Annotated in this window: 25 protein-coding genes and 2 riboswitches; of the genes, 13 read left to right on the plus strand and 12 right to left on the minus strand. The window is 71.2% G+C overall.

Going from position 1 to position 26,854, the window contains the following annotated elements; translation table 11 throughout:
* Positions 1-116: 116 nt before the first annotated feature.
* From Q9R20_RS04080 to rlmN, 6 genes are all read right to left on the minus strand, one after another.
* The gene (locus tag Q9R20_RS04080; RefSeq protein WP_311248114.1) at positions 117-890 is read right to left on the minus strand and encodes a DUF1932 domain-containing protein; all 774 of its coding nucleotides are present in this window, start codon (positions 888-890) and stop codon (positions 117-119) included.
* A 36-nt stretch (positions 891-926) separates the two neighbouring features.
* Positions 927-1,688, minus strand: a complete 762-nt coding sequence (locus tag Q9R20_RS04085) for an IclR family transcriptional regulator (protein ID WP_311248115.1) — start codon at positions 1,686-1,688, stop codon at positions 927-929.
* Between the two features lie 21 nt (positions 1,689-1,709).
* Positions 1,710-2,303, minus strand: a complete 594-nt coding sequence (locus Q9R20_RS04090; protein WP_311248116.1) for a methyltransferase — start codon at positions 2,301-2,303, stop codon at positions 1,710-1,712.
* A gap of 32 nt (positions 2,304-2,335) precedes the next feature.
* The gene (locus tag Q9R20_RS04095; RefSeq protein WP_311248117.1) at positions 2,336-2,614 is read right to left on the minus strand and encodes a hypothetical protein; all 279 of its coding nucleotides are present in this window, start codon (positions 2,612-2,614) and stop codon (positions 2,336-2,338) included.
* A gap of 25 nt (positions 2,615-2,639) precedes the next feature.
* A complete protein-coding gene (locus Q9R20_RS04100; protein WP_311248118.1) occupies positions 2,640-3,986 on the minus strand; it encodes a TRAP transporter large permease subunit in 1,347 nt (448 codons plus the stop codon).
* Positions 3,987-4,114: 128 nt separating this feature from the next.
* Positions 4,115-5,422, minus strand: coding sequence for a 23S rRNA (adenine(2503)-C(2))-methyltransferase RlmN (rlmN, locus tag Q9R20_RS04105; RefSeq protein ID WP_295838594.1), 1,308 nt, complete (start codon positions 5,420-5,422; stop codon positions 4,115-4,117).
* A gap of 144 nt (positions 5,423-5,566) precedes the next feature.
* Here rlmN and Q9R20_RS04110 point away from each other — a divergent pair, with 144 nt between their 5' ends.
* The 4 genes from Q9R20_RS04110 (at position 5,567) to Q9R20_RS04125 (ending at position 10,865) form a co-directional block, all read left to right on the plus strand.
* A complete protein-coding gene (locus Q9R20_RS04110; RefSeq protein WP_311248119.1) occupies positions 5,567-6,475 on the plus strand; it encodes a PRD domain-containing protein in 909 nt (302 codons plus the stop codon).
* 193 nt (positions 6,476-6,668) lie between these two features.
* Positions 6,669-8,525, plus strand: a complete 1,857-nt coding sequence (locus Q9R20_RS04115; RefSeq protein WP_311248120.1) for a beta-glucoside-specific PTS transporter subunit IIABC — start codon at positions 6,669-6,671, stop codon at positions 8,523-8,525.
* An 18-nt stretch (positions 8,526-8,543) separates the two neighbouring features.
* A complete protein-coding gene (locus Q9R20_RS04120; RefSeq protein WP_311248121.1) occupies positions 8,544-9,959 on the plus strand; it encodes a glycoside hydrolase family 1 protein in 1,416 nt (471 codons plus the stop codon).
* A 63-nt stretch (positions 9,960-10,022) separates the two neighbouring features.
* Positions 10,023-10,865 carry a Cof-type HAD-IIB family hydrolase gene (locus Q9R20_RS04125; protein ID WP_311248122.1) on the plus strand — a complete coding sequence of 281 codons (843 nt, stop codon included), beginning with the start codon at positions 10,023-10,025 and terminating at the stop codon, positions 10,863-10,865.
* A 184-nt stretch (positions 10,866-11,049) separates the two neighbouring features.
* On the opposite strand, the gene Q9R20_RS04130 is transcribed toward Q9R20_RS04125, so the two are convergent.
* The 3 genes from Q9R20_RS04130 to Q9R20_RS04140 are packed head-to-tail and all read right to left on the minus strand — an operon-like array spanning position 11,050 to position 13,411.
* A complete protein-coding gene (locus Q9R20_RS04130; RefSeq protein WP_311248123.1) occupies positions 11,050-11,880 on the minus strand; it encodes an NAD(P)-dependent oxidoreductase in 831 nt (276 codons plus the stop codon).
* Positions 11,877-12,653 carry an enoyl-CoA hydratase/isomerase family protein gene (locus Q9R20_RS04135; protein ID WP_311248124.1) on the minus strand — a complete coding sequence of 259 codons (777 nt, stop codon included), beginning with the start codon at positions 12,651-12,653 and terminating at the stop codon, positions 11,877-11,879. Before Q9R20_RS04135 ends, Q9R20_RS04130 begins: the two co-directional genes overlap by 4 nt.
* Positions 12,650-13,411 (minus strand): SDR family NAD(P)-dependent oxidoreductase, encoded by a 762-nt coding sequence (locus Q9R20_RS04140; RefSeq protein WP_311248125.1) that lies wholly within the window; start codon positions 13,409-13,411, stop codon positions 12,650-12,652. Before Q9R20_RS04140 ends, Q9R20_RS04135 begins: the two co-directional genes overlap by 4 nt.
* A 116-nt stretch (positions 13,412-13,527) precedes the next feature.
* On the opposite strand from Q9R20_RS04140, the gene Q9R20_RS04145 reads away from it, so the two are divergent.
* Positions 13,528-14,022 carry a GNAT family N-acetyltransferase gene (locus tag Q9R20_RS04145; RefSeq protein WP_311248126.1) on the plus strand — a complete coding sequence of 165 codons (495 nt, stop codon included), beginning with the start codon at positions 13,528-13,530 and terminating at the stop codon, positions 14,020-14,022.
* Positions 14,023-14,048: 26 nt separating this feature from the next.
* On the opposite strand, the gene Q9R20_RS04150 is transcribed toward Q9R20_RS04145, so the two are convergent.
* From Q9R20_RS04150 to Q9R20_RS04160, 3 genes are all read right to left on the minus strand, one after another.
* Complete coding sequence (locus Q9R20_RS04150) at positions 14,049-14,813, minus strand: energy-coupling factor transporter transmembrane component T (protein ID WP_311248127.1); 765 nt, start codon at positions 14,811-14,813, stop codon at positions 14,049-14,051.
* Entirely contained in the window at positions 14,810-16,258 is a 1,449-nt protein-coding gene (locus Q9R20_RS04155; protein ID WP_311248128.1) for an ABC transporter ATP-binding protein, read from the minus strand. The genes Q9R20_RS04150 and Q9R20_RS04155 overlap by 4 nt, the downstream gene beginning before the upstream one ends.
* A complete protein-coding gene (locus Q9R20_RS04160; RefSeq protein WP_311248129.1) occupies positions 16,258-16,893 on the minus strand; it encodes an ECF transporter S component in 636 nt (211 codons plus the stop codon). The genes Q9R20_RS04155 and Q9R20_RS04160 overlap by 1 nt, the downstream gene beginning before the upstream one ends.
* Positions 16,885-16,994, minus strand: a riboswitch (TPP riboswitch). It overlaps the preceding gene by 9 nt.
* A gap of 36 nt (positions 16,995-17,030) precedes the next feature.
* Between Q9R20_RS04160 and Q9R20_RS04165 the strand changes: the two genes are divergently transcribed.
* The 8 genes from Q9R20_RS04165 (at position 17,031) to thiD (ending at position 26,854) form a co-directional block, all read left to right on the plus strand.
* Complete coding sequence (locus Q9R20_RS04165; protein WP_311248130.1) at positions 17,031-18,836, plus strand: D-alanyl-D-alanine carboxypeptidase; 1,806 nt, start codon at positions 17,031-17,033, stop codon at positions 18,834-18,836.
* A gap of 2 nt (positions 18,837-18,838) precedes the next feature.
* Positions 18,839-19,210, plus strand: coding sequence for a GntR family transcriptional regulator (locus Q9R20_RS04170; RefSeq protein WP_311248131.1), 372 nt, complete (start codon positions 18,839-18,841; stop codon positions 19,208-19,210).
* Positions 19,211-19,867: 657 nt separating this feature from the next.
* Positions 19,868-21,505, plus strand: coding sequence for a DUF222 domain-containing protein (locus Q9R20_RS04175; protein ID WP_311248132.1), 1,638 nt, complete (start codon positions 19,868-19,870; stop codon positions 21,503-21,505).
* Positions 21,506-22,087: 582 nt separating this feature from the next.
* Complete coding sequence (locus Q9R20_RS04180; RefSeq protein ID WP_311248133.1) at positions 22,088-22,753, plus strand: SDR family oxidoreductase; 666 nt, start codon at positions 22,088-22,090, stop codon at positions 22,751-22,753.
* 195 nt (positions 22,754-22,948) lie between these two features.
* Positions 22,949-23,818, plus strand: coding sequence for a hypothetical protein (locus Q9R20_RS04185; RefSeq protein ID WP_311248134.1), 870 nt, complete (start codon positions 22,949-22,951; stop codon positions 23,816-23,818).
* 27 nt (positions 23,819-23,845) lie between these two features.
* A riboswitch (TPP riboswitch) is annotated at positions 23,846-23,937 on the plus strand.
* Positions 23,929-24,747, plus strand: coding sequence for a hydroxyethylthiazole kinase (gene thiM, locus Q9R20_RS04190; RefSeq protein ID WP_311248135.1), 819 nt, complete (start codon positions 23,929-23,931; stop codon positions 24,745-24,747). (Overlaps the previous riboswitch by 9 nt.)
* Positions 24,744-25,421, plus strand: coding sequence for a thiamine phosphate synthase (locus tag Q9R20_RS04195; protein ID WP_311248136.1), 678 nt, complete (start codon positions 24,744-24,746; stop codon positions 25,419-25,421). The genes thiM and Q9R20_RS04195 overlap by 4 nt, the downstream gene beginning before the upstream one ends.
* Positions 25,418-26,854, plus strand: coding sequence for a bifunctional hydroxymethylpyrimidine kinase/phosphomethylpyrimidine kinase (gene thiD / locus Q9R20_RS04200; protein ID WP_311248137.1), 1,437 nt, complete (start codon positions 25,418-25,420; stop codon positions 26,852-26,854). The genes Q9R20_RS04195 and thiD overlap by 4 nt, the downstream gene beginning before the upstream one ends.

A 26,854-nucleotide genomic window follows, 5' to 3' on the forward strand; every position in this document is an offset into this window, starting at 1 on the left:
GGGTGCGGGTGGTTCGCCACTCGCGCGCGGGTACTCATGCCGACCCGACATGCAGCAGACACTCGACGATCCGCGCGCACGTGCTGCACGCGCCCGCCGTGCGCTGACTATCCGCGTCAGCCCTTCTCGGTCCCCAGTCGCTCAAGCACCTGCCGCGCCGCATCCGACATCTCGGATGCCACGCCCAGCGACCCCAAGTAGTCGACCACCGACTCCATCTCGTGCGCACGCCGCACGGCATGCTTGCGGCTGCCGGTCTCGTAGCGGTCCATCTTCGCCTCGGCATCTCCCGAGAGCTGCGCGGCGATCTGCGCTCGCACCCACGGCTCGCATCCGGCCGCACGTCCGGCCTCGAGCGCTTCGATGACGATCGCGGCGAGGCTCTTCATCAGGACGCTGCGCAGGAGCTTGTGCGAGGTGGCCGCACCCGCGGGCCCGTCGATCAGCTCGACGTCGGCCCCGAAGCGGCGCAGCACCCCGGCGACGTCGGCTGCGGCCGCGCCGCTGACGATGGTCTCGGTCGCGGCGCCCTTCGTGGGCACCGGCCCGAGGATGGCGACATCGGCGAAACGGGCGCCCGCGCCCTCGACGAGCTCGGCGACGTCGACCATGACCTCGGGCGAGGCGGTGGTGAAGTCGGCGTAGACGGCGTCCGCCCGCAGGTGCGGGGCCGCGTCCGCCGCGATGCGCGGGCTGAGCGCCGCCCCGGTGAGCACGATGACGAGGTCACTCGCGGCCACCAGGTCGGCCAGCGTCTCGGCGCGGTGCACTCCCTCGGGCGTCGGGGTGGACGCCGGATCGAATCCGTGCACCTCGAAGCCTGCCCCGACGGCTCCGGTCGCGTAAAGCGAGCCCGCCTCGCCGAGTCCGATGATTCCGATCACGCGCATGTCGTTCCTCTCGATGAGCGCGAGAGGAGCCTCGCGCTAACGGCCGACGGCCGCTGCCGCCCGTCGGAGTTCGGGTGCCCAGTCGGGCAGTCGTTCGGGGTCGGTCGATTCGATCGGACCCGATGCGGAGAGCGAGGCGATGACCTCGCCGGTCGGTGCGAACACCGGCACGCTGAGGGAGGCCACGGCGGTGTCGCGCTCGGCGACCGAGACGTGGAAGCCGTTTCGGCGCACGGTCGCCAGGTCGGCATCCAGCCCCTCGACGGAGACGGTGCGTCCATCTGCGCGCTGCGTCTCGCCCAGCGCGTCGAGGATGCGGGCCGTCTCGGCGGCGGGGAGGTTTGCCAGGATCGGCTTGCCCGCGCCCAGGTGCAGCGTGAGCCGCCGACCGAGGGGCAGTTGGTAGCGGAACGGCTCGGCCCCGTCGACGCGGACGGCGAGGATGCGCTCGTCCCCGCTGCGGACGTAGAGCGACGTCGTGAGCTTGGTCGTGTCGGCGAGCTGCTGCAGGTGCGGACGGGCGCGATTGCTGAGCGGGTCGGTCGAGATGTACCCGTGGGCCATGCCGAGGGTCGCGACCCCGAGGCGGTACTCGCCCGCCACGGCCGTGACGAGATCGCGGCGCTGGAGCACGCCGAGCAGACGCAACAGCGTCGCCGACGACAGCCCGGTCCCGCGACCGAGGTCGACGAGACGCATCGGGCGGTCCGACCGCTCGAGGAGTTCGAGCAGATCGAGCGCGCGCTCGACGCTGCGCACGGTGGGTTGACCTGACGTGTCCTCACGAGCCGAACTCATTCACCTAGTGTGTCGGATCGGTCAGGATGCCAGGATGCTGCGGCGCGTCTCGGCTTCGTCCGCGTTCTTGCGGCGAGCGCGCTCCAGCACCGCCGCGGCCTCAGCGGCCGGTACGACGGCGAGGCCGTCCCGGTCGCCGACCACGATGTCGCCGGGGCTGATGACGACGCCGCCGAGCGCGATGGGCGTGCCGATGCGGAACGGGCCGTTCTTATACGGACCCGCGGGGCTGCTGGCCCGCGCGAAGACGGGGAAGCCGAGCTCCTCGAGATCGCCGATGTCGCGCACGGCTCCGTCGACGATGAAGCCGATGCACCCGATCTTGCGCAGACGCTCGGCGATCAGCTCGCCGATCAGGGCGCGATCGGTGACGCCGTGGCCGTTGACGACCAGCACGGCGCCGGCGGGGATCTCGGCGAGGGCCGCGTGGATCCCGGCGTTGTCGCCACCGGCGACCTCGACGGTGAAGGCGGGACCGGCGACGGCGGCGCCGTTCCAGACGGCCTGGATGCCGGCATCCACCACGTTCAGGCGGTCCATCGAGTCGCCGATGTTCGCGACGGGCAGGGCGGCGAGGCCGTCGACGACCTCGCGGGCGACAGGGGTGGGGGTCATTCGCGTATCCGTTCTCTCGAGGACTCCGCCGGTCAGTCGGCGGGCTTCCATCCGTGGGCGTACGACAGCAGCAGGGTCCAGATGCCGAGCGCGCCGCCGATGCCGAACGCCCAGGGGTTCAGGGCGTCGGCCACGCCGACGATGAACGCGCCGTTGCCGGTGAGGAGCCCGGCGATCTGCAGGAGCACGAGCACTGTGCCGACGAGGAGCATCGAGGCGAGCAGCACGACGAAGACGGGGGTCATGAGGGCGATGGCGCGCTGACGGACGGGGCCGTGCGGGTTCTCGGCGGGGGTCTTCTCTTCAGACATGTTCTTCTCCGATGAAGGACGCGGGCTAGAACGACACCGGCAGCCAGCCGGGACCGATGAGGGCGGCGATGGCGAGAATGGGGAGCACGTACCAGACGATGAGCGGCACGAACGTCTTCACCGGGTTGACCTGAGCGATACCGGTCGCGATGTAGATCGCCGAGGCCCCGGGAGGCGAGGCCCCCTCGGTCGAGGCAGCGACCAGGACGACGCACGCGGCGAGGATCGGGTCGACCCCCGACACCATCAGCACGCTGAAGCCGATACCGCCGATCGTGGCGATCGTGGCGGTGGAGCTGAGGGGACCGGCGACGAGCACGACCATCACCGCGACGATGATCGACATGATCACGGGCGAGGCGTTCAGCCCGTTCAGCACCGACGAGAGCTGGTCGGCGAGTCCGAGCTCGGTGAGCACCGCGCCGCCGGCGAAGGCGAACACGAGGGTCGCGCCGATGTCGCGGTAGCGGGGCGCCGTCTTGGCGATGAAGTCGTACCAGGCGCGGCCGCCGCGGGGCAGGCCCTTGAACCCGAGGATGAGGGCGAAGAGCATCAGCAGCACGGGGATCCACACGATGACGCTGACGGCATCCATCGTGTCTTCGCCCAGCGACACGGCCAAGGCGTCGCCCGTGGGCCCGAGGGTCACGGCGACCGGGATGACGATGCCGAGGAACACCAACAGCGAGGTCCAGCCCTGCCGGAAGGAGCGACCGAACGGCAGGATGTCGGCGGCGGCGACCCGGTCGATCTTGTGGCGGCGCACGAAGATGAAGATCACGACGAGGCGCCACAGCACGCACCAGCCGGCCGCGGCGAACATCGCCAGCAGCAGTTTGTCGATCGTGACGTAGGGTGCGACGGTCGCGGTGCCGATGAGGATGAAGAACGACGCGCTCGGCGGGATGACCGTGCCGTTGCCCGCGTTTCCGGCGATGACGGTCGCGGCCACGTGCGGAGGCCAGTTCGAGCGCTTCATCCACGGGATCGCGACCGAGCCCATGGTCGCGGCGTTCGCCGACCCCGAGTGAGCGACGGAGCCGAACAGCGCGGAGCCGACGGTGGCGACGTATCCGGCGCCGCCGCGGAGGCGACCGAGCATCGAGTTGAGGATGTCGACCTGCTTGTCGATGACCCCGGTGGATGCCAAGAGGAACCCGATGAACGTGAACGCCAGGGCCGCGAACACGATCTCCTGCGTGAACGCCGCTTCGAGGCCCACCGCGAGCAGCCGGAGGAAGTCCGCACCACCGAACGCGCAGACGACGAGGAAGCCCACGACCATCGCCTCACCGATGCCGCGCTTGACGACGACGCTCCAGACGACGATCACGCCGATGTAGGCGATCAACGCCCAGACAGCCAAGCCCATAGTGCTCTCCATTGAGTCAAGTTCATCTAGTGAACTAAATGTTCACCTGTTGGAGTATGCAGGACGGAGCGGCGGCGCGCAAGCAAAACGCCCCCACCCTCGTCGGGTGGGGGCGTCCGCGCAGAGACTCAGCCGACCGGCGTGACCGCCGCGGCGGCTTCGTCCTCCTCGGTCGCGACGAGCTGGCCGCACGCTCCGTCGATCTCTTTGCCGCGGGTGTCGCGCAGCGTCGTCGGGATGCCGGCGTCGTTCAACCGTCGCACGAACTCGTTCTGCACCGGCACCTCGGATGCCGTCCAGATCGAGCCCGGCGTCGGGTTCAACGGGATGGGGTTCACATGCACCCAGCCGCGACCGCGGGCGTTGAGCTTCTCGGCCAGCAGGTCGGCGCGCCAGGCGTGGTCGTTCATGTCCTTGATCAGGGCGTATTCGATCGAGACGCGGCGTCCGGTCTTGTCGAAGTAGGCGCGAGCGGCATCCAGTGCCTCGTCGACCTTCCAGCGCGAGTTGACCGGGATGAGCTCGTCGCGGAGGCCGTCGTCGGGCGCGTGCAGCGACAGGGCGAAGGTCACCGGGATGTCCTCGTCGGCGAGCTTCTTGATGGCGGGCACGAGTCCCACGGTCGAGACCGTGATGCCGCGGGCGCTCATGCCGAGGCCGTGCTCCTTGTCGACCATGACCCGCACGGCCTGCATGACGCGCGCGTAGTTCGCGAGCGGCTCGCCCATGCCCATGAAGACGATGTTGCTGACGCGGTCGAGAGAGTGGTCGTCGCGCTTCTTGCCGCCGAGTCCGCCGGCGGCGATGAGGGCGTTGGCGCGCACGATCTGTTCGATGATCTCGGCCGCCGACATGTTGCGGGTGAGCCCCGCCTGGCCGGTGGCGCAGAACGGACAGTTCATTCCGCACCCGGCTTGCGAAGACACGCACAGCGTGATGCGGCCGGGGTAGCGCATGAGCACCGACTCCACGAGCGCGCCGTCGTGCAGCTTCCAGAGGAACTTGATCGTGTCGCCGCGGTCGGTCTCGAGCCGCCGCACCTCGGTGAGCAGCGGGGGCAGCATCCCCGCGACGAGTTCTTCGCGACCGGATGCCGGGAGGTCGGTCATGTCGGCGGCATCCGAGGTGTAGTGCGTGAAGTAGTGCTTCTCGAGCTGCTTCGCGCGGAAGCCGGGAAGCCCCAGCTCCTTGACCTTCTCGACGCGCTCGGCGGCGGTCATGTCGGCGAGGTGCACGGGGGGCTTGCCGCGCTTGGGGCTCGCGAACTGCAGGAGCGGACGACCGGTCTCGTCTTTCGCCTGCTGCCAACCCTCGGTTGCCGGACGTACCTGGCGTCCGGCCTTGGGGCGGGTCTCGCGGATGCCGGTGTCGGCCGGCGCCCCCGCGGGGCGCGCCTGCCGGGGCGTGGTGGAGCGCACGGGGGGCTGATCAGTCATGGTTTCCAGGGTACCGGGGCGCACCTGCGCCGCGGCTGGGCGCGTCTCCCCCGCGTGAGTCGCCAGGAATTGTCGCTTCCGCACCGTGCGAAGCGACACTTTCTGGCGACTCACGCGAGACGGCGCCGCCCTAAACTGCATCCCATGCCCGGTGCCGGTGACGTCTCCCTCCCGCCCGGCGGCGTGCAGAGGCTGCTGAACAACAACGTCGTCGTCGCGATCGACGCCGACGGCCGCGAGCGCGTCCTGATGGGTCGGGGCATCGGGTTCCAGCTCAAGCACGAGGGCCGCGTCGACCCGGCCAAGGTCGAGAAGACGTTCGTGCTCGACCAGGCCACCGACACCGCGCACGCGCAGAAGCTCCTCACCGACGCCCCGTACGCGCTCGTGCAGGCGGTGCTGCGCGCGGTCGACGAGGCCGAACGCGAGCTCGGTCGCGATCTCGGCCGGCGCCTGCCCCTCGCCGTGATCGATCACGTCAACTACGTCGTCGAGCGCCTCGACCAGGGCATCCGCATCCCCGGCACCTCGATGCCGGAGCTGCGCATCCTGCACCCCGACGAGTCGCGCGCCGCCGAGCACATGGCCGCCTCGATCGCGGCATCCCTCGACCGGGAACTTCCACCCGAAGAGGGCGTGTTCCTCACGATGCACCTGCTGAACGCGACGCGCGACGAACCCAACGGCACCGCCGCTCTGCTGTTCCGCCGGGTGCAGCACGTGGTGCGCACGGTCGAGACGGGGCTCGGCGTCACGCTCGACACCGCGAGCCCCGACTACGCCCGGTTCATCCTGCACGTGCGGTTCCTGCTGCAGCGTCTCGTCGATCGCACGATGCTCGCGAGCGGCGACTCGTCGTTCTTCGAGTTCGCGAAGCACCGCTACCCTCGCGCGTTCGGGATCGCCGAGGCGGTGAAGGCGTATGTGCTCGCCGCCACGGGCTCCACCCTCACCGACGAAGAGGTGTTGTATCTGATCGTGCACGTGGAGCGTCTGGCGACGAGCATGGGCCGCGCCGACGTCAGTGGCGCACCCGACGCGCCGGTGCTATAATCACCGACGCAGGCGTCGAAACCTGCCGACGATTTCCGGATTGTTACCGCGCGAGCGGGCAAGACCTGAATCCACATCGCTGACGAGCGATGAACGGATTCGGGTCTTTTTTATTGCCCGAAAGAGCCCGGAACCGTCGCCATAGAACATTCGAACGGGCCGCATCGAGGCGGCGAAAGGCAGGCGGATTCCGATGGCGGATCACGCGAAGACAGCAGCGGCGGTACTCACCGGCGTCGGCGGAGAGAGCAACATCACCTCGATGGTGCACTGCGCGACCAGACTCCGGTTCGTGCTGAAAGACGAGGGCAAGGCGGATGCCGCCGCCCTTCGCGCCACCCCCGGCGTCATCACCACGGCGCAGGCCGGCGGGCAGTACCAGGTCGTGATCGGCAACGACGTCCCCGACGTCTACGCGGCGATCCAGGCGCAGACGAGCCTGGGCGGCGGCGCCGCCGAGGGCGGCGACAGCGGCCCGAAGGGCAACCTCTTCAACCGCTTCATCAAGATGATCTCGTCGATCTTCACGCCGATCCTCTGGGCGCTGGCCGGCACCGGCCTGCTGAAGGCGTTCGTCGCCGCGGCCGTCACCTTCGGCTGGCTGGATGCCACGACCACCACCTACACGATCCTCAACGCCCTCTCGGACGCGCTGATCAACTTCCTCCCGATGGCGCTCGCGATCACCGCCGCCCGCTACTTCAAGGCGTCGGAGTTCACCTCCTTCGCGATCGCCGGCGCCCTCATCTACCCCTCGATCACGGCGCTGAACGGTCAGCCCGACATCACCTTCTTCGGCATCCCGGTGACGATGGTCAGCTACGTCTCGAGCGTCATCCCGATCATCGTGATCGTGTGGCTGCAGAGCCACGCCGAGCGCTTCTTGTTGAAGGTGCTCCCTGGCGCCGTCAAGCGATTCCTCACCCCGATGATCGTCGTGGCCATCGCCGTGCCGCTCGTGTTCCTCGCGATCGGCCCGCTGTCGAGTCTGATCGGCGGCGGCCTCGCGGCCGGCATCGGCTGGGTCTTCCAGACCCTCCCCTGGCTCGGCGGTGCGATCATGGGCGGCCTCTGGCAGGTCTTCGTGATCTTCGGTCTGCACTGGGGCCTCGTTCCGCTGTTCCAGCTCGAGTACCAGACCACCGGACAGATCTTCCTGCTCGGACCGGTCTTCGCCGCGGTCCTCGCGCAGGCGGCCGCCGTCGCCGGCGTGCTCGTGCGCTCGCGCAACAAGAACCTCCGCTCGCTCGCCGCCCCCGCGACCCTGTCGGGCTTCCTCGCCGGCATCACCGAGCCCGCCATCTACGGGATCAACCTGCCCCTGAAGCGGCCCTTCGCCTTCGGCGTCGTCGGCGGCGCGCTGGGCGGTGCGCTCATCGCGATGGGCGGGGTCTTCTCGAAGGCCTTCGTCGTCCCTTCGGGTCTCGCCCTCCCGGCGCTCCTCGGCAACGGCAACATGGTCATGCTCGGCATCGGTCTCGCCGTCGCGATCATCGTGCCGTTCGCCCTCACCGTCGTCGTCGGTTTCACGGACCCCGTCGACGACACCGCGCCCGCGGCTCCCGCAGCCACCGACACCATGGTGCTGAGCCCCGTCGACGGCACCGTCGTCGCGCTGAGCGACGTTCCGGATGCCGCCTTCGCCGACGGCTCGCTCGGGAAGGGCGTCGCGATCCGACCGACGTCGGGCGCCGTGTACGCGCCCTTCGACGGCACCGTCGTCGCGGCGTTCCCCACCGGTCACGCGATCGGCCTGCGCGGGGTCGACGGCGTGGAACTGCTGATCCACGTCGGTCTCGACACCGTCAAGCTCGGCGGTCAGCACTTCACGTTGAAGGTGCAGTCCGGCGCCGTCGTGAAGGCGGGCGACCTGCTGCTCGAGTTCGACGGCGACGCCATCGCGGCGGCCGGCTACGACCTCATCACGCCGATCGTCGTCACCAACGGCGACCTCTATCCCGACGTGGCCGACGCGGCATCCGGACCCCTCTCGCACGGCGAGACGCTGTTCCGCGCCGTCTCGGTCGACTCCCTGACCACCGCCCGCTGACCCCTGGAGGCAGAGAACATGACGACCACCCCCTTCCCCGACGGCTTCCTCTGGGGCGGTGCGACCGCGGCGAATCAGATCGAGGGCGCGTACGACGAGGACGGCAAGGGCCTCTCGGTGCAGGACGTGATGCCGAAGGGCATCTCGGGACCCCGCAGCGCGGAGCCCACTCCCGACAACCTCAAGCTCGTCGGCATCGACCACTACCACCGCTACGCGGAGGACATCGCGCTCTTCGCCGAGATGGGATTCAGTGTCTACCGCTTCTCGATCGCGTGGAGCCGCATCTTCCCGAAGGGCGATGAGGCCGAGCCGAACGAGGCCGGGCTGGCGTTCTACGACCGCATCCTCGACGAGCTCGAGAAGCACGGCATCGAGCCGCTCGTGACGATCTCGCACTACGAGACGCCGCTGCACCTCGCCGAGCAGTACGGCGGCTGGACGAACCGTGAGCTCATCGGGTTCTACGAGCGCTACGCGCGGACGCTCTTCGAGCGCTTCGGCGCCCGGGTGAAGTACTGGCTGACGTTCAACGAGATCAACTCGCTGCTCCACGCCCCCTTCATGAGCGGCGGCATCCCGATCCCCGAGGGCGGCGTCCCCGAGGAGCAGCTGTATCAGGCGATGCACCACGAGCTCGTGGCATCCGCCCGCGCCACCCGCATCGCCCGTGAGGTCGCCCCCGAGGCGAAGGTCGGATGCATGGTGCTGTCGATGCCCGTCTACCCTCTGACGCCGTCGCCCGACGACGCCCTCGCGGTGATGGATGCCGACCACGGCAACCTCGTCTACGGCGACGTCCACACCCGCGGCGCGTACCCCGGGTACTTCCTGCGGACGCTGCGCGAGAAGGGCATCGAGCTCGACATCACCGACCAGGACCGCGACGACCTGACCAACACGGTCGACTTCGTCTCGTTCAGCTACTACATGTCGATCGCCGAGACCGCCGACCCGTCGAAGAAGATCGCCGGTGAGGGCAACATCATGGGCGGCGTCTCCAACCCCACCCTGGAAGCGAGCGAGTGGGGCTGGCAGATCGACCCGGTGGGCCTGCGTCTGGTGCTCAACCAGTTCTGGGACCGGTGGCAGAAGCCGCTGTTCATCGTCGAGAACGGCCTGGGCGCTCGCGACCGGCTCGCCGAGGTCGACGGCGAGAAGACGGTCGTCGACGACTACCGCATCCAGTACCTCAACGACCACCTCGTGCAGGTCGGTGAGGCGCTCGAGGACGGCGTCGACGTGCTCGGCTACACCTCGTGGGGCTGCATCGACATCGTCAGCGCCAGCACCGCGCAGCTGAGCAAGCGATACGGTTTCATCTACGTCGACCGAAACGACGACGGAACCGGGACGCTGGAGCGCTACCGGAAGAAGTCGTTCGGCTGGTACGCCGACGTCATCCGGACCAACGGCGCGTCCCTGACCCGCTGATCCCCTGAGACCGGATCGGCCCCGGGTCCCCACGGCCCGGGGTCGATCCCTTTTGGAGTGCACATGACCCGCATCGCCTTCCTCGACGTCGACGGCACGATCCTCGAGCACGGTTCGGTGATCGCCCCCTCGACTGTGACCGCCATCCGACGGGCACGGGAGAACGGGCACCGGGTGTGGCTGTGCACCGGCCGCTCCGCCGGCGACATCCACCCCGATGTGCTCGCCATCGGCTTCGACGGCGCGATCACCAACGGCGGGGCGTACGCGACGCGCGACGACGAGACCCTCGTCGAGCACCCCATGCCCCGCGCCGATGTCGAGCTGCTCGAGCGGTACTTCGAGGCACACGGCATCCACTACTTCCTGCAGACGCACGGGGGCGTCTTCGCGAGCCCCGGCATGGGTCCGGTGATGAGCGAGTACCGGCGAGCGCGCCACGCGGAACGCGCCGCCGATCTCGAGGCCCAGGGCCTGCCGGCGGAGCAGCCGCTGTGGCGCGAGCCGCGGCCCGTGGCGGAGGTCGACCGCGACGCCGTCGCGAAAGCCGTGTTCGTCAGCCCCTCGACCGACACGGTCGCCCATGCCGCGGCCGAGCTCGGCGACGGCTTCCACGTGATCCCCGGCTCGATCCCCCTGCCGGGCGGCTCGAACGGCGAGATCGGTCAGGCCGGCGTCACCAAGGGGTCCGCGATCACCGAGGTGCTCGCGCAGCTGGGTCTCGCGGCGACGGATGCCATCGGCATCGGCGACAGCTGGAACGACGTCGAGATGTTCGAGGTCGTCGGCACGCCCGTCGCCATGGGCAACGCGGCGCCGGAACTGCAGAAGCTCGCCGGCCGCGTGACGAGCGCCGTGCTCGACGACGGCGTGCACAACGCCTTCGCGGAGCTCGGTCTGATCTGACGCCCGCCCGCTCCGGATCGAGGTCCCTGAGCCTGCCGAGGGGACCGGCCCCCGCGACCCGCCCGCGTCGAGGTCCCTGAGCCCGTCGAAGGGACCGGCCCCCGCGACCCGCCCCGGAGACTTCGACAAGCTCAGCCTCCTCCGCACCGAGGTCCCTGAGCCCGTCGAAGGGACCGGCCCGGCCTCAGTCCAGGAAGATGTCCGGATACATCGCCTCGTCGGGCGTGCCCGGCACCGCGGCATAGCCCGAGAAGTCGGTCACCCCGGCGGCCTCGAGCACGTCCTCGACGATCAGCGTCTGCCCGGTCCGCTCGCGCGACGGGGCGGTCAGCACCTCGTACGCGGCGTCCGCGTAGATCTCGGGCGTGCGCGACACGGCCATGAGACGGTCGCCGCCGATCACGTTCTGCACGGCCGCGGTCGCGATCGTCGTGCGCGGCCACAGGGTGTTGGCGGCGATGCCGGCGTCGGCGAACTCCGCCGCGAGGCCGAGCGTCGCCATCGTCATGCCGAACTTCGCGAGGCTGTACCCGGTGTGCGCGCCGAGCCACTTCGGCGTGACGTTCAGCGGCGGCGACAACGACAGGATGTGCGGGTTCACGGCATCCCGGAGCTGGGGCACCGCGGCACGCGAGAGCAGGAATGTCCCGCGGACGTTTACGTCCTGCATGAGGTCGTACTTCTTCGTCGCGAGCTCGAGCGAACCCGACAGGTCGATGACGCTCGCGTTGTTGACGACGATGTCGATCCCGCCGAACTCGCCCACCGTCCGCATGACGGCCTCGGTGATGGATGCCTCGTCGCGCACGTCGCCGACGATCGGCAGCGCCTGCCCGCCCGCGGCGCGGATCTCCTCGGCGGCGGTGTGCACGGTGCCGGGGAGTTTCGGGTGCGGGGTGTCCGTCTTGGCGAGCATCGCGATGTTCGCGCCGTCGCGCGCGGCGCGCAGCGCGATCGCGAGACCGATGCCGCGGCTCCCGCCGGACATGAGGATGGTCTTCCCGGAAAGCGTCACGAGCGTCCTTTCGCGGAGGCGGCGGCGAAGGCGGCCACGCGGGCTTTCGCCTCGGGGGTGTCGAACGCGGCGCCGATCGTGGCGGCCTCGTCGGCGAGGTTCTCGGCGAACGCGCGTCCCGCGCCGACGCGCACCAGCCGAGTCGCCTGCCCGAACGCGGCGGTCGCGCCCTCGAGCCAGAACCGCGCGATCTCCTCGACGCGCGACACGAGATCCGCGGATGCCACGACCTCGGCGACGAGACCCCACTCGAGCGCCTCCGCGGCATCCAGCATCCGGTCCTGGAGCAGCAGTTGCAGGGCGCGTCGCTGCCCGATCGCGGCGGGGAGGAGGGTCGAGACGCCCAGGTCGGGGGTCAGGCCGATGTTGGCGTACCGGCTGACGAAACGCGCGCCCTCGCTCGCGACGACGTAGTCGGCGGTGAGCATCAGCCCGAGGCCGCCGCCCGCGACCGCGCCCTGCACGGCCGCGACCATCGGCAGCGGCGCCTCGGCGAAGGTGCGGATGCCGTCATGGATCGCCTCGGCCGTCTCGGTCACCTCGGCGCCCGACGACCCGGTGGTCGCCATGGCCACCACGTCGCCGCCCGCGCAGAACGCGGGGCCGTTGGCATCCAGGATCACCGCCCCCACTGTGGAGTCGGTCGTGACCTCGTGGGCGACCTCGCGCCACCGGCGGGCCATGGGGAAATCCATCGCGTTGAGCGAGGCGGGACGGTCGAAGGTGACGCGGGCCAGACCGTCTTCGACGTGGAGCAGGATGCCGTCGGTCATTTCGGTGCCATCCGGATCGCGCCGTCGAGGCGGATCGTCTCGCCGTTGAGGTAGCCGTTGTCGACGATCGAGAGCACGAGGCGAGCGTATTCGTCGGGGGCGCCGAGCCGCGAGGGGTAGGGCACCTGCTGTCCGAGGGAGTCCTGCGCGGCCTGCGGGAGGCCCTTGAGCATGGGCGTCTCCATGATGCCGGGGGCGATCGTGACCACCCGGATGCCGTGGCGCGCGAGCTCGCGGGCGATGGGAAGAGTCATCGCGTGGACGCCGCCTTTGCTCGCCGAGTACGCGGGCTGACCGATCTGGCCGTCGAAGGCTGCGACGCTCGCGGTGTTCACGATGACGCCGCGGTCGCCGCCCTCGGCCGGGTCGGTGGTCGCCATGAGGGCCGAGGCCTGCGCGATGACGTTGTACGTGCCGATGAGGTTGACCCGGATCACGCGCTCGAAGTCGGCGAGCGACGAGGGCGTCCCGTCGCGATCGAGCACCTTCGCGGGAGGGGCGATCCCGGCGCAGTTCACGACGACGCGCAGGGGCCCCGCTTCGGCGGCGAGCGCGGCGGCGGCCGCGATCTGCTCGGCATCCGTCACGTCGGCGGCGGCGAAGGAGCCGCCGAGTTCCTCGGCGATCGCGGCACCGTCCGACGAGGGCAGGTCGACGATCGTGACGCGCGCCCCGGCGGCGGCGAGCCGGCGGGCAGTGGCCAAGCCGAGTCCCGACGCCCCTCCGGTGACGAGGGCCGATGCTCCGGTGATGTCCATGCGCTCTCCTTCGAACCTGAAACCGGGTCCCACCCTAGCCGAGACTGAGGATCGTCGCGGGGGCTGGCCCCCGCGGAACTGTCTCGGGCATCGGGACGCGACCGTAGGCTCGAACAGTGAGCGAGCCCGTGTTCCGCATCGAGTCCGTCGACGTCACCGATCCGCGCGCCGTCGCGCTGCGCGGCATTTTGGACGACGACCTCGGCGAGCGCTACCGCGACGCCGACGCCGACGACACCCCCGAGTTCGCCGCCAAGCGCGAAGCGGCTCTGGCGGTGCATCCCGAGCAGGTCGTCGCGACCCTCGTGGCGGTGGATGCCGACGACTCCCCGCTCGGACACGTGATGCTGCGTCGCCTCGGCGACGAGTGGGAGCTGAAGCGCCTGATCGTGGTCGCCGCCGCCCGTCGGCGGGGCGTCGGGCGCGCGCTCACCGCCGAAGTGGTCGACCTCGCCCGGCGGGCGGGCGCTCGCCGCGTGATCCTGCAGAGCGGTCGGATGCAGCCCGAGTCGCTGCGGATGTACGCCGCCTCCGGCTTCACGCCGATCCCCGTGTACGAGCCGTACGTCGAGACGATGCCGCGCTCGCTGTGCTTCGAGTACGTGTTCTGAGCAGCCGAGAGGGCGGCCCGCGAGCGCTACGACCCCACCACGCGGAACGCCCCCGTCACCACCGCCGCGGTGAGCGCTGCGGCCACGAGCAGGATCGCTCCGCCGACGGCGACGGCATCCCGGCCCGACAGCGTCGACGGTCGCGCCCACGTGCGTTCGATGTCGGACCCGAAGCCGCGCGCCTCCATCGCGGTGGCGAGCTTCGTGCCGCGGCGCACCGCGAAGACGAGGAGGACGAACGCCATCGAGAAGAAGCGGCGGACGGCGCCGCGATCGCCGAGGCCGCGCGCGCGGCGGGCGAGCGTCATGGTGCGCCAGTCGTCGACGAATAGCCCCACGGTGCGCGCGCCGGCCAGCACACCCAGCACGAAACGGCTCGGCAGCTTCGCCACCTGAGCGAGGGCGTCGGCGAGCTCCGTCGGATCGGTGCGGCCGAAGAGCAGGATCATCGGAAGCGCCAGCGCCAGCACGCGCAGCAGCACCGCACCCGCGAGGCCGAGGGAGTTGTCGCTGACGGTCGCGAACAGGAACGACCCGTATACGGTTCCGCCCGGGCGCGCGTACAGCAGCATGCTCACCGCCGCGATCGGGGCGAACACGACGACAGGCAGCATCCGCTTCGCGACGGTGGCGTAGGTCAACCCCGTCAACGGCACGCACAGCAGCTCCAGCACGAGAGCGGTCGCGGCGCTCACCGCGTCGATCGTGAGCAGCAGGGGAACCGCGAGCACGAGCACGATCGCCACCTTGGTCACGGGGTTCACGCGGTCGAGCCAAGCCCCCGCGCTCACGTCGTACCGCCCAGACGGATCCGGTGCTGCCCGAGATGGCGGATCACGTCGGCGTCGTGCGTCACGGCGACCACGGTGCGTCCCCGCGCGATCTCGCGCTGCAGCATCGCGACGAGCTCGCTCCATCCGCGACGGTCCTGACCGAAGGTCGGCTCGTCGAGCACGATGACCGCGGGAGAGGACGCCAGCACGGTCGCCACCGACAGCCTCCTCTTCTGCCCGCCCGACAGGGTGAATGGGTTGGCGAGGGCCAGGGGTGCCAGGTCGAGCCGGTCCAGCAGCTCGTCGACGATCGCGTCGACCTCGGCGGACGGCATCCGCAGGGCACGGGGTCCGACGGCGAGCTCGTCTCGCAGCGTCGGCGCGAGGAACTGGTGCTCCGGCTCCTGGAAGACGGTGCCGATGCGCGTCAGCAGCTCGGTCGAGCGCCAGCGTGACGGCCGCGTCCCCCCGCGCGCGGCGAGGGACGCCGCCGCGGAGACCTCTCCCGACAGCTCGGGGAGCAGGCCCGCGAGGGTGAGTGCGAGCGTGGACTTCCCCGCACCGTTCGGACCGGTGATGACGGTGCCCGCACCCTGCGGCACCGAGAGGTCGAGCCCGGATGCCACCACCTCGCGCCGCTCGCGTCCGATCGCGAGTCGACGGGTCGAGAGCACGGCATCCCGCCCCCGCGCCTCGGCCGGGACGGGGAGGTCGACGGGGTGCCCGGGAACCCACACGCCCGCCGCTGCCAGCGCCGCCCCGTGCTCCGCGAAGACGCGGTCGGGCGGGCCGTCGGCGAGGAGGCCGCCGCCCGGCGCGAGAACGACGACGCGGGTCATGAGGTCGACCCAGGTGGACGTCCGATGCTCGATGAGCACGAGGGTGGTGCCCTCGCGCGCGGTCACCGACTCGACCGCCGCGCGCACCTCGACGACGCCCTCCGGGTCGAGGTTGGCGGTCGGCTCGTCGAGCAGCAGCAGTCCCGGCCGCATCGCGAGCACCCCGGCGAGCGCCAAGCGTTGCTTCTGCCCGCCCGACAGCTCCTTCGTCGGTCGCGAGAGCGGAACGTCCAGACCCACGGATGCCACGGCCTCGGCGACCCGCCCGGGGATCTCGGCCGCGGGAACCCCGAGGTTCTCGCACCCGAACGCCACGTCGTCGCCCACCTTCGACAGGACGACCCCGGACTCGGGGTCCTGCAGGACGAGGCCGATCCGGCCGCGCTGCGCTTCGGGCGCCTGTCCGTCGACACGGATGCGGCCGGTGGCCTCGCCCTCGTCACTGCCGCCGAGCAGCCCCGCCAGCCCGGCCAGCAGGGTGGATTTTCCGGCCCCGGAGGCGCCGAGCAGGAGCACCCGCTCGCCGGGCTCGATGATCAGGTCGACGTCACGCGTGGCGGGGAGCTTGCGGCCGGCGTACCGCCAGCCCCACCCCTCGACGTCGACGCGCGCGGGGCCCGGCATCAGACGTCGCGGCGTGCTTCCCGCCCGGCGGCGAAGCGGCTCAGCGCACCCGTCGCGGCCAGCGCGCGCACGAGGAGCCAGCCCACGAGTCCCGCCAGCAGAGCGCCGGAGATCGCGAGGGTGCCGAGGTACAGCAGGTTGAACTCGAGCGTCTTGGCGAGGTTGGGCGTGAGGAAGAGCTCGAGCACCCACGCACCGACGCCGGCGCCCACGCCCGCGAGCATCGCGACGGGCAGGGTGAAGCGCAGGTAGAGGAAGGCGAGGAAGATCAGCTCGGCGCCGAGGCCCTGGGCCAGGCCCGAGAAGATCGTCGTGATGCCCCATACGTTGCCGATCAGCGCCGAGACGATCGCGGCGATCAGCTCGACCAGCAGGGCTGCACCGGGCTTGCGGATGATGAGGCCGCCGACGACGCCGCCGAGCAGCCAGATGCCCACGGCGATGCCGCCCAGGCCGGGCGTCAGACCGTCCATCGCCGCGAACCAGAGGCCGCCGACGGTGTTCCAGCCCCAGAAGACGAGACCGATCGCGACGCCCAGGACAGCGGCGACGACGATGTCGACGACGCGCCAGCGGAAGCGGTCGGCTGTGGGGGCGAACGTGCGGTTCGCGGGGGCAGACGTAGTCGTGTGCATTTCTCTCCTCCCTGCGCCGGCATGATCCGGATCAGGTTCGACGGTCGAAGCGTGGATCGCTTCCTCTCAGCCCGGTTCACCGGACTCCCGTGGTCGTGCTCATGAGTATAGGAGGCGGGGCGGGGTAGCGTGGGCGGGTGCACGAGCAGACCCCGGCCACGCGTCGCGCCCGACGTCACCGGGACGCTCCGACCCCCGACGGCCTCGGCCCCGCACTGTCGACGACGGGCGACCTCGGTCCCGCCCTCCGGCAGCCGGATGCCACGTGGCCCGCGGTGAGCGACCCGTCCGGCGACCGCGACGGTGGCGATGCGGTGGGTGGTTCCTCTGCGGGTGCCGCGGTGCGCGCGTCTTCTGCGGGTGCCGCGTCCAACGGCGCGGACGGAACCGCCGCGGCGAGCGGGGCGTCGGGCGGCGCGGCAGGAACCAACGCGGCGAGCGGGGCGTCGGGCGGCGCGGCAGCCGCCGGCGCGAGCGGCGAGGCAGCGGCATCCGCCGTGGGCGCCGCGCCCAGCACCGCGGCAGCCGCCGCCGCGAGCGGCGAGGCAGCGGCATCCGCCCCCGCCGTCACGCGAGACGCCTCCGCGGGTGCGGGGCCCGAAGCGGCGGTGGTCATCGGCGCTCTCGCCTGGGTCGACCCGGCCGACGCGGTCGCTCCGCGCCCGGCACCGGAGTTCGTCGTCTCGGGGGCGACCACGCGTTCCGCCGACCTGTTGTCCGGGGCGCGCAAGCGTTTCTTCCGTCCGGCGACGGTGGTCCCGCCCGTTCTGCTGGTGCTCCTGCTCGCCGCATACGCGGCCACGACTCTGCTGTGGCCCTTGAACGCCGTCGAGCCGACGGCTCGCGCGGTGTCATTGCAGCCCGCGGCCGCTCCGGCCGCCGATCCCGCGTGGCCCGCACAGGGCGAGGCCGCGATCGCCGTCGACGGCATCGCCGAGACGCTGTCGTCGTCGGCGAGCGCCCCCGAGTCGATCGCCAGCATCACGAAGGTCGTCACCGCTCTCGTGGTGCTCGACCGTCTGCCGCTCGCCCCCGGCGAGCAGGGCCCCTCGTACTCCTTCACACAGGCCGACAGCGCCGACTACTGGCAGTACCGCGCCCGGGGAGAGTCGTCGCTCGACGTGCCGGTCGACGGCAGTCTCACCGAGCTGCAGATGTTGCAGGGCATGCTGATCGCCTCCGCGAACAACTACGCCCAGCGCTTGGCATCCGATCTCTTCGGTTCGGATGCCGCCTTCTCCGCCGCCGCGAACGCGTACCTCGCCGAACGGGGCATCGACGGCATCACGATCGTCAACCCGACCGGGATCGAGGCGGGGAACACCGCCACTCCCGCCGCACTCATCGGGCTCGCGGAGCGCGCTCTGGCGAACCCGGTCATCGCCGAGATCGTCCGCACTCCCGAGCTCACCCTCCCCGGTGCCGGGACGTTCAAGAACGGCAACGCCCTGCTGTCCGACCCCGGCGTCATCGGGGTGAAGACGGGCACGCTCGACGCGTGGAACCTTCTGACCGCGAAGGACATCGCCGTCGGCGGCACCACGATCCGCGCGTACGCCGCGGTGCTGGGACAGCCCGGCCCCGACACCCGCAACCAGGCCACGCGCGATCTGTTCACCCGCATCGAGCAGGAGCTGCAGCCGAGCCCGTCGGTCACCGCGGGCACCGTCGTCGGCAAGGTCGAGACCCTCTGGGGAGACGACATCGACCTCGTCACCGCGTCCGACGCCACGGTCGTGCTGTGGAACGGCGGCACCGCGCGGACCTCCGTCGATTTCACCCTGGGTGAGCGCACCGACGCGGGCGAGACGGTCGGAACACTTACCGCGACCGGTCCGGTCGACGCCGCCACCGTCGACGTCGACCTCGCCCAAGAGATCGAACCGCCGAGCCCCTGGTGGCGGCTGACCCATCCGCTCGACCTGTTCGGCCTGAACGACTGATCATGCGCCTGTCCGTGGATGCCGCCTCCCCCACCCCGCCCTACGAGCAGGTGCGGGCGCAGGTCATCGCGCAGATCGAGGCCGGCGAGCTCGTCGCCGGCACCCGACTGCCCCCCGTGCGGGCTCTCGCCGCAGAGCTGAGTCTCGCCGCCAACACCGTCGCCCGGGCCTACAAGGAACTGGAGGAAGCGGGCTACCTCGAGACCCGCGGCCGCGCCGGCTCCTTCGTGCGCGGAGGCGACGCCGCCGCATCCCGGGCCGTCGAGGCCGCACGCGCCTACGCCCGCACCGTGCGGCAGCTCGGCGTCGCGCCGGAGGACGCGGTGGCGCTGGTGCGCGCCGCGCTCGAGGACGGGCGGTCGGCGCGCGGGTGATGCCGGGGTGAGTGGCGCGCGGGTGTTGGGGGCGCTCGGCGCGGCGGGCGACGCGGGGCGCTCGGCCCGCGCACGCCCGGCGGGGCGCTCGGCGCGCGCTGCGGCAGGGGCGCTCGGCGTGCAAGGGACGCAGGGGCGGTCGGCGCGAACGACGCCGGGGCGCTCGGCCTGCGCACGTGCGGCGGGGGCGATCGGCGCGGGTGCCGCCGGGGGCGCTTCCTGCACGGGTGACGCCGCGGCATGCGGCGTGCGAGGCCTGCCCGGGACACTCGGCGCGCGCTCGGCGTGGCGGACCGCAATCTGTTCTCCTACCCAGCCGCCGCGCTTGGGCGCCGGAGCGTGGACGACGCGCGCACACCCGTGCCCGGCGGACCGGGACGCACTCTCCTGCCCGGCCATCGCCCTCACCCCCAAACACGGCGGACCGGGACGCACCTTCCTGCCCAGCCTTCCTCGCGCACGTGTGCGCCCCGCGCCGCGCGCGTACGGCGCTTCCATCCGGGCGCAGCGGACCGAGACGTGCCGCATCCGGGCGCAATCGGACACCATCGCGCGCCGACGTCGCACCCCTCCTCCCCAGGGATGAGACAGGCCAATCCATTCACAGAAAGTCCTGATCAGGAGATTAATGTCGGAGGTTCGAGCTAGCATGCCTGCATGAGCTTTCCGACACCTTCACCCCCACCACCCGGCGGGGCCGACCAGCTCGCGGTCGTGCTGCGCGAGGTCCTCGACGCGGATGCCGCGCTCTCGGCCGCCGAGGCCCGCAGGACCCGGGCGCTGGCCCGGGCGGGGCGCCTTGCGCTCGATGTCATGGCGGGGCAGCGGGCGTCGTCCCGCGCGGCGGAGATGGCGCTGCGGGAGGTGGCGTCGGAGATCGCGGCTGCCGGGTGCTTGTCTGATCGGTCGGTGCAGGCGCAGATCGGGCGAGCAATGACGCTCGTCGATCACTTCCCGGCGACGGTCGACGCGTGGAAGGCGGGAGCCCTGTCCCGCGCGCATGTCCAGGCGATCGTGGATGCCGGTACCCCGGTGCCGGTGGACAAGCGTGGAGAGTTCGACGTGCTCGCGGTCGCGACCGCGGAGGGGTTGAGTCCCGGGCGCCTGCGGGCAAGGCTGGCAACTCTGGCGGAGCGGTTGCAACCGACGACGATCACGGAACGGCATCAGCGCGGCCGTGAGCAACGGTGCGTGCGGGTGGTGCGGGGCGAGAACGGGATGTCCGATCTGATCGCGACGCTTCCGACGGTGTTGGCGGTGGGGATCTATGACCGGTTGACGCAGCAGTCGCGAGCGCTGATCGACGCGCGGCGGGACATCGTCGCGCCATCGTCGACAGCGGTGACGCGAGACGAGACGGGCTCGGCATTCGGCCTGGCGCCGGCGATCGAGAACGCTGCGGCGCCGCCTTTCCGATCCGGCGACTCAGCCTCAGCCTCTGCCTCTGCCTCTGCCTCTGCCTCTGCCTCTGCCTCTGCCTCTGCCTCTGCCTCTGCCTCTGCCTCTGCCTCTGCCTCTGCCTCTGCCTCTGCCTCTGCCTCTGCCTCTGCCTCTGCCTCTGAGTCGAGCAGGGACGAGGCGTATGCGGGCAACCCGACCCCAAGCGGGCGTGAGAGCGGCGACGCCGAACGGGATACTCGCAGCACCGACCAGGTGCGCGCTGACATCCTCGCTGACCTGCTCCTCACCGCGGCACCCGATGCCGATCCCACCCGCATCGACGACGGACCCGGCAGCCTGGGCGCCATCCGAGCCCGCGTGCAGGTCGTCGTTCCCGCGCTGTCGGTGTTCGATCCGGGACGGGAGAACATCGACCCGGCCGAACTCGTCGGACATGGCCCCATCGACATCGACACCGCCCGACAGCTGGCGGAAGCGACGAGGGTGCCGTGGGATCGGTTGATCACGAACCCCGTCACCGGCGCGGTCTTGTGCACCGACACGTACCAGCGGACCGCAGCGATCGACCGGTACCTCCGCGCCCGCGACCGACACTGCCGGTGGCCCGGCTGCACCGCCCCCGCCATCCGCTGCGAGGTCGACCACAACCCCGACTACGCCCTCGGCGGCAAAACCCACGTCTGCAACCTCTGCCACTTCTGCCAGAGACACCACACCCAGAAGCAATTCACCCGATGGCAGGTCAGACAACTCCCCGGCGGGGTCATCGAGTTCACCTCACCCACCGGACGCATCTATACCGATGAGCCGCTCGCCTACTCACCGGCCGTGCGGTTCAGTCCCGATGCACCGCCACCGCCCCAGGATTTCGCACGAGAACAGGCACCGTTCTAGCTGCCCCGAGAGGGGCACCGCTCGGTTCAGACCTGCGGAAGGCATCGATGGCCCCTTACCGGTTACGAGCGTACGTGCCGCCTCACACCGCGCCGATTGATCGTTGCGGGCCGCGCAGAGCTCGGGCGCGCCCGCGCGGATCCCCACCTTCGCGCTACACCGATCCCGCGGTTGCACGCTGCCCAGATTCACGTCGCGTCCCCCGCAGGTCCATGGTCACGCGCTGCACAGATTCACAGTCGCATCCTCCGCAAACCGATGGTCACGCGCTGCACAGATTCACAGTCGCATCCTCCACAGACCCATGGTCCGCGCTGCGCAGATAGACGCCCCCTCCCGCCAGATTCACGGCTACGCGCTGCGCGAATCCACTTCGCTCCCCTCGCCGGTCCATGGTCACCCGCTGCGCAGATCCACTGCCGCGCCCCCACAGATCCGCGATTACGCGCCGCGCAGATTCACCGTCGTACCCCGTGCGGATCCGCCGTTCCACACTGCGCATACTCACGGCTTTGCACGGCGCCGTCCGCACCGTCCCACGCACGTGGCCGTGACTCCGCACGGCCGCTTAGTCTCGAGTTCATGACCCTTGTCCTCATCACCGGTGCCGCGCGCGCGAACAGCATCGCTGCCGGCATCGTCCCGCGGCTCGCGTCCGACGGGTGGGACGTCGTGACGAGCGATCTCGAAACCGGCGATTATCCGTGCGACCTCGCGAACGCAACCGCCCCGACCGATCTGATCGAGCGCGTCGCGCGCGAGCGGGGGCCGATCGGTGCGCTCGTGCTCAGCCACGCGCACGGCGTCGAATCCGGCATCCTCGACACCACCGCTGAGAGTTTCGACGCTCACATCGCCGTCAACGCGCGCGCGTCTTTGCTCCTCATCGCCGCTTTCGCCCGTCAGGTCGATGCCACGGGCGGTGCCATCGTTGCCTTCACGAGCGACCACACGACCGGCAACCTCCCCTATGGCGCCTCGAAGGGCGCGCTCGACAGAATCGTCATCTCGGCCGCGCGCGAACTCGGCCCGCTCAACATCTCCGCCAACGTCGTCAACCCCGGCCCGATCGACACGGGATGGATGGACGACGACACCCGCGAATCCCTCACCGCCGCCCATCCGCTCGGCCGGGCAGGCACTCCCCGCGACATCGCCGCGATCACGGCGTTCCTGCTCTCCGCGGAGGGTCGCTGGGTCAGCGGGCAACTGCTGCACACCGACGGCGGCTTCTCCGCCCGGTTCTGATCGCGTCGAACCCCCGCCACCCGGATGCGGCTCTCACGACGGAGCCGTCGCTTCGCGCGCGATCAACGACGGCTGTGGATAACCGAAACGTCCCTCTCGGCACATGCACCATCATCGAGTTCCAAAGCGAAACCGTGGGACGAGGCTTTAGCGTCGCCGTGGTCCCCGTTCGCGCCACGCGAGAGGAACTCGGACATGGTCGGAACGATCCGCGAGCGGGATCGACACAGCGCCGGTGAGGCTCGAACCGCGGCTGCGCTGATCGACGATCTCGCTGACGATCAAAATGCAAATCAGAGCTCGCCCACCCCTCGAACCCCGGCGCTCGTCGAAGGGGTTCCGGTCCCCGCCTCGCCGCCGCCCCACCTTCTTCCCTCTCCCGACGATCCAAGTGGCCCCGGCATCGACCTCGCCCTCGTCCCGCCGCACCACGCCCCGCCCACGCCGGACGGCTCCGTCTCCGGCATCTCCCCCGGGCACGTCCCCGGCACGATCGGAGGTTCCGTTCCCAGCGGGATCTCCGGTGCCGGCACGGGCCTCGGCTCAGGCCTGTCCGCAGGGCTGATCGCGGGTGGCGGCGGCGCAGCCGCCCTGCGCCGCTTGAGCTCGGGAATGGGCCCGCCCACCGCAGCTACGGGACGCACCATCCGCGGCACCGGCGGACTCCTCGGTAGGAGCGGATCCGCAGCCACGCGCGTAGGACTGAGCGCACGCCCGGCCATCGGCTTCCCGGGCGCTGGCGGCACCGCGGGCGCAACCGGGACATCGGGCAACGGGACGAGCGCCGCCGCCGGGAGTCGCACGGCGACAGCCCCGGCCGGAACGAGCGCGCCCGGCCCGAACGCTGCCGCCGCCGGAAGCCGCGCAGCTACCGCGCACGCCGGCGCCGGCGGCACCTCCGGTGCGGCGGGCGCGCACGGCGCCGGAGGGATGGGCGGTGCTTCCCGCTCCGACCGCCGCACCGAACGACGCGGCCTCGGCGGTCCCATCGCACCGCGCGTCGACGACGACGAAGAAGCCGCACCGCGCTCCGAGAACGCCGCCGCGGGCTCGCGCGACGGCTGACCGGGCCGACGACCTGCTAGCGTGCCAGGCAGTGACACGGGGTGCCCGCCAGGGCTGAGAACACACCCGTCGAACCTGATCTAGTTCGTACTAGCGAAGGGATGTCGCGAATGGTCGTTCGCACGTCGTCGTCTCCGTCCACCCCCACCCACCGTGCCGCCGCGGCGGCCCTCGAAGCTCTCCGCGAGGCCGCACCGCTCACGCAGTGCATCACGAACGCGGTGGTGACCAATTTCACCGCCAACGCCCTCCTGGCCCTCGGCGCCGCACCGGCGATGTGCGACATCCCGGGCGAAGCCGGCGTGTTCGCCGGCATCTCGGGCGGAGTCCTCGTCAACCTGGGCACCCCCACGAGCGAGCAGCGGGATGCCGCCCGCCAGGCCGTCGCCGCGGGAACGCCCTGGGTCCTCGACCCCGTCGCCGTCGGCGCCCTGCCCGTCCGCACCGCCCTCGCGCACGAGCTGCTCGACGCGCGACCGGCAATCATCCGCGGCAACGCCTCGGAGATCCTCGCCCTCGCGGGCGCCGGCGCCGGCGGACGGGGCGTCGACGCCACCGACTCCGCCGAAGACGCCCTCAACGCCGCACGCTCCCTCGCGATCCGCATCGGCGGCACCGTCGCCGTCTCGGGCGAGACAGACCTGATCGTGGATGCCGCACGCACGGCGCGCGTGAGCGGGGGAAGCGTCCTGCTGACCAAGGTCACCGGCGGTGGCTGCGCCCTCGGCGCCGCGATGGCGAGCTTTCTCGCCGTCACCTCGCCCTTCGACGCGGCGGTCGCCGCGAGCGCGACCTGGGCCGTCGCGTCGGAACGGGCGGCATCCCGGACGAACGGTCCGGGGTCGTTCGCCGTGGCGTTCCTCGACGAACTCTCCGCCGTACAGCCCGCTGACCTCGAGGACCGGTTCAATCCCGAGGCCGCCCGATGACCGGCGACCTGTCCCTGCACGTCGTCACCGACCACCGCGTCCCGTTCGCGCGCCTGCGCGACCTCGTCGACGAGGTCGTCGCCGCGGGGGCGAGCGTGGTGCAGCTCCGCGATAAGGTCGCGACCGGCGGCGAGCTCTTCGCCCGAACCCTCGACCTCGCCGACGTCATCGCGGGACGCTGCACGTTCGTCGTCGACGACCGGCTCGACGTCGTCCTCGCCGCCCGCGACCGCCTGCGCGGAGAAGACCGTTCTGGGCGAGAGGGCGCGCGCGTCGACGGCATCCACCTCGGCCAGAGCGACGTGCCCGTCGACGCGGCTCGCGCTCTGCTCGGCCCCGACGCCCTCATCGGCTGGACGGCGAACACTCCGGCGCACCTCGCGGCGGCCGCCGCCCTTCCCGACGGAACCGTCGACTACCTCGGCGTCGGCGTCATCCGCGCCACGACGACGAAGCCCGACCACCCACGGCCGCTCGGCATCGGGGGGTTCGGCGAGCTCGCGGCATCCACTCCCCTCCCCTGCGTGGCGATCGGCGGGATCGGCGTCGACGACGTCGCCGCCCTCCGCCGGGCCGGCGCCGCAGGCATCGCGGTCGTCTCGCTGCTGAGCGAGGCCGACGACCCGGGAGCGGTCGTGCAGGACTTGCTCTCAGCGTGGAGGGCCGACGAGTGATCCCTCGCGTCCTCAGCATCGCCGGTACCGACCCCACCGGTGGAGCGGGCATCCAGGCCGACCTGAAGTCGATCGCCGCGTTCGGCGGATACGGCATGGCGGCGGTCACCGCGCTCGTCGCACAGAACACCCTCGGCGTCCGCTCCGTCCACGTTCCGCCCACGACCTTCCTCGACGCGCAGCTGCGCGCCGTGAGCGACGACGTGACCATTGATGCGGTGAAGATCGGCATGCTCGGCTCGACCGACGTCATCGCCACCGTCGAGCGCTGGCTGCACGCCGCGGAACCGCCGATCGTCGTCCTCGACCCGGTCATGGTCGCCACCAGCGGTGACCGACTGCTCGACACCGACGCCGAAGACGCGGTGCGCGCCCTCTGCCGACGTGCGAATCTCGTGACCCCGAACCTTCCCGAGCTCGCGGTGCTCGTGCGCGAACCGCGCGCGACGACATGGGAAGCGGCGGTGACGCAGGCGCGACGCCTCGCCGCATCCGCAGAGACGGTCGTCCTGCTGAAGGGCGGACACCTCGACGGCCGGGAATGCCCGGACGCCATCGTCGACCTCACCGGTGTCCACCCGGTCCCCGGCCGACGCGTCGACACCCCGCACACCCACGGCACCGGCTGCTCGCTGTCGTCGGCGATGGCGACCCTCGCCGCCCACGGCCTGTCGTGGACCGACGCCCTCGCCCGCGCCAAGCGCTGGCTCACCGGCGCCCTCGAGCACGCCGCGGCGCTGAACGTCGGCCGGGGCAACGGCCCGATCGACCATCAGCACGAACTCCGACCCCACATCGACCTCGGCGGGTCGTGGAGCACCGAGCAATGGGACGCCGTCGCCGTGACCCGCGCCGACGTCGACGCGTGCGCATTCGTGCGGGGACTGGCATCCGGAGACCTGGACCGCGACGCCTTCGCCTGGTACCTCGGTCAGGATCTGCTCTACCTGCGCGAATACGCGCGCGTCCTCGCCCGCGCCGCAGCCCTCGCCCCGACCGTCGACGAGCAGCGGTTCTGGGCCGCCGCCTCGGTGTCGTGCCTGGCGGAGGAGGCGGCGCTGCACCGGTCGCACGTCGACCCCGCGGGTCTCGAACCCGCCACCTCGACGAGGGCGTACACCGACCATCTGCACGCGACGTCCGCGACCGGGTCGTACGCCGTGCTGGTCGCCGCGATCCTGCCGTGCTTCGTCCTGTACACCGACATCGGCGCCCGCTGGCGGGGCACCTTCGCCCCGACCCATCCCTACGCCGATTGGCTCACCGCGTACGGCGACGAGACGTTCGCGGCGTCGTCCGCCGAAGCGGCGGGCATCACGGATGCCGCGGCACGATCGGCATCCGCGACCCTCCGACACGAGATGGCGGCGGCGTACGAGCGATCGATGGCGCTCGAGCTGGCGTTCTTCGAGGCGCCTCTGCACCGTGCCTGA

This window comes from Microbacterium sp. PRF11 (genome assembly GCF_031844085.1).
GTDB lineage: Bacteria > Actinomycetota > Actinomycetes > Actinomycetales > Microbacteriaceae > Microbacterium.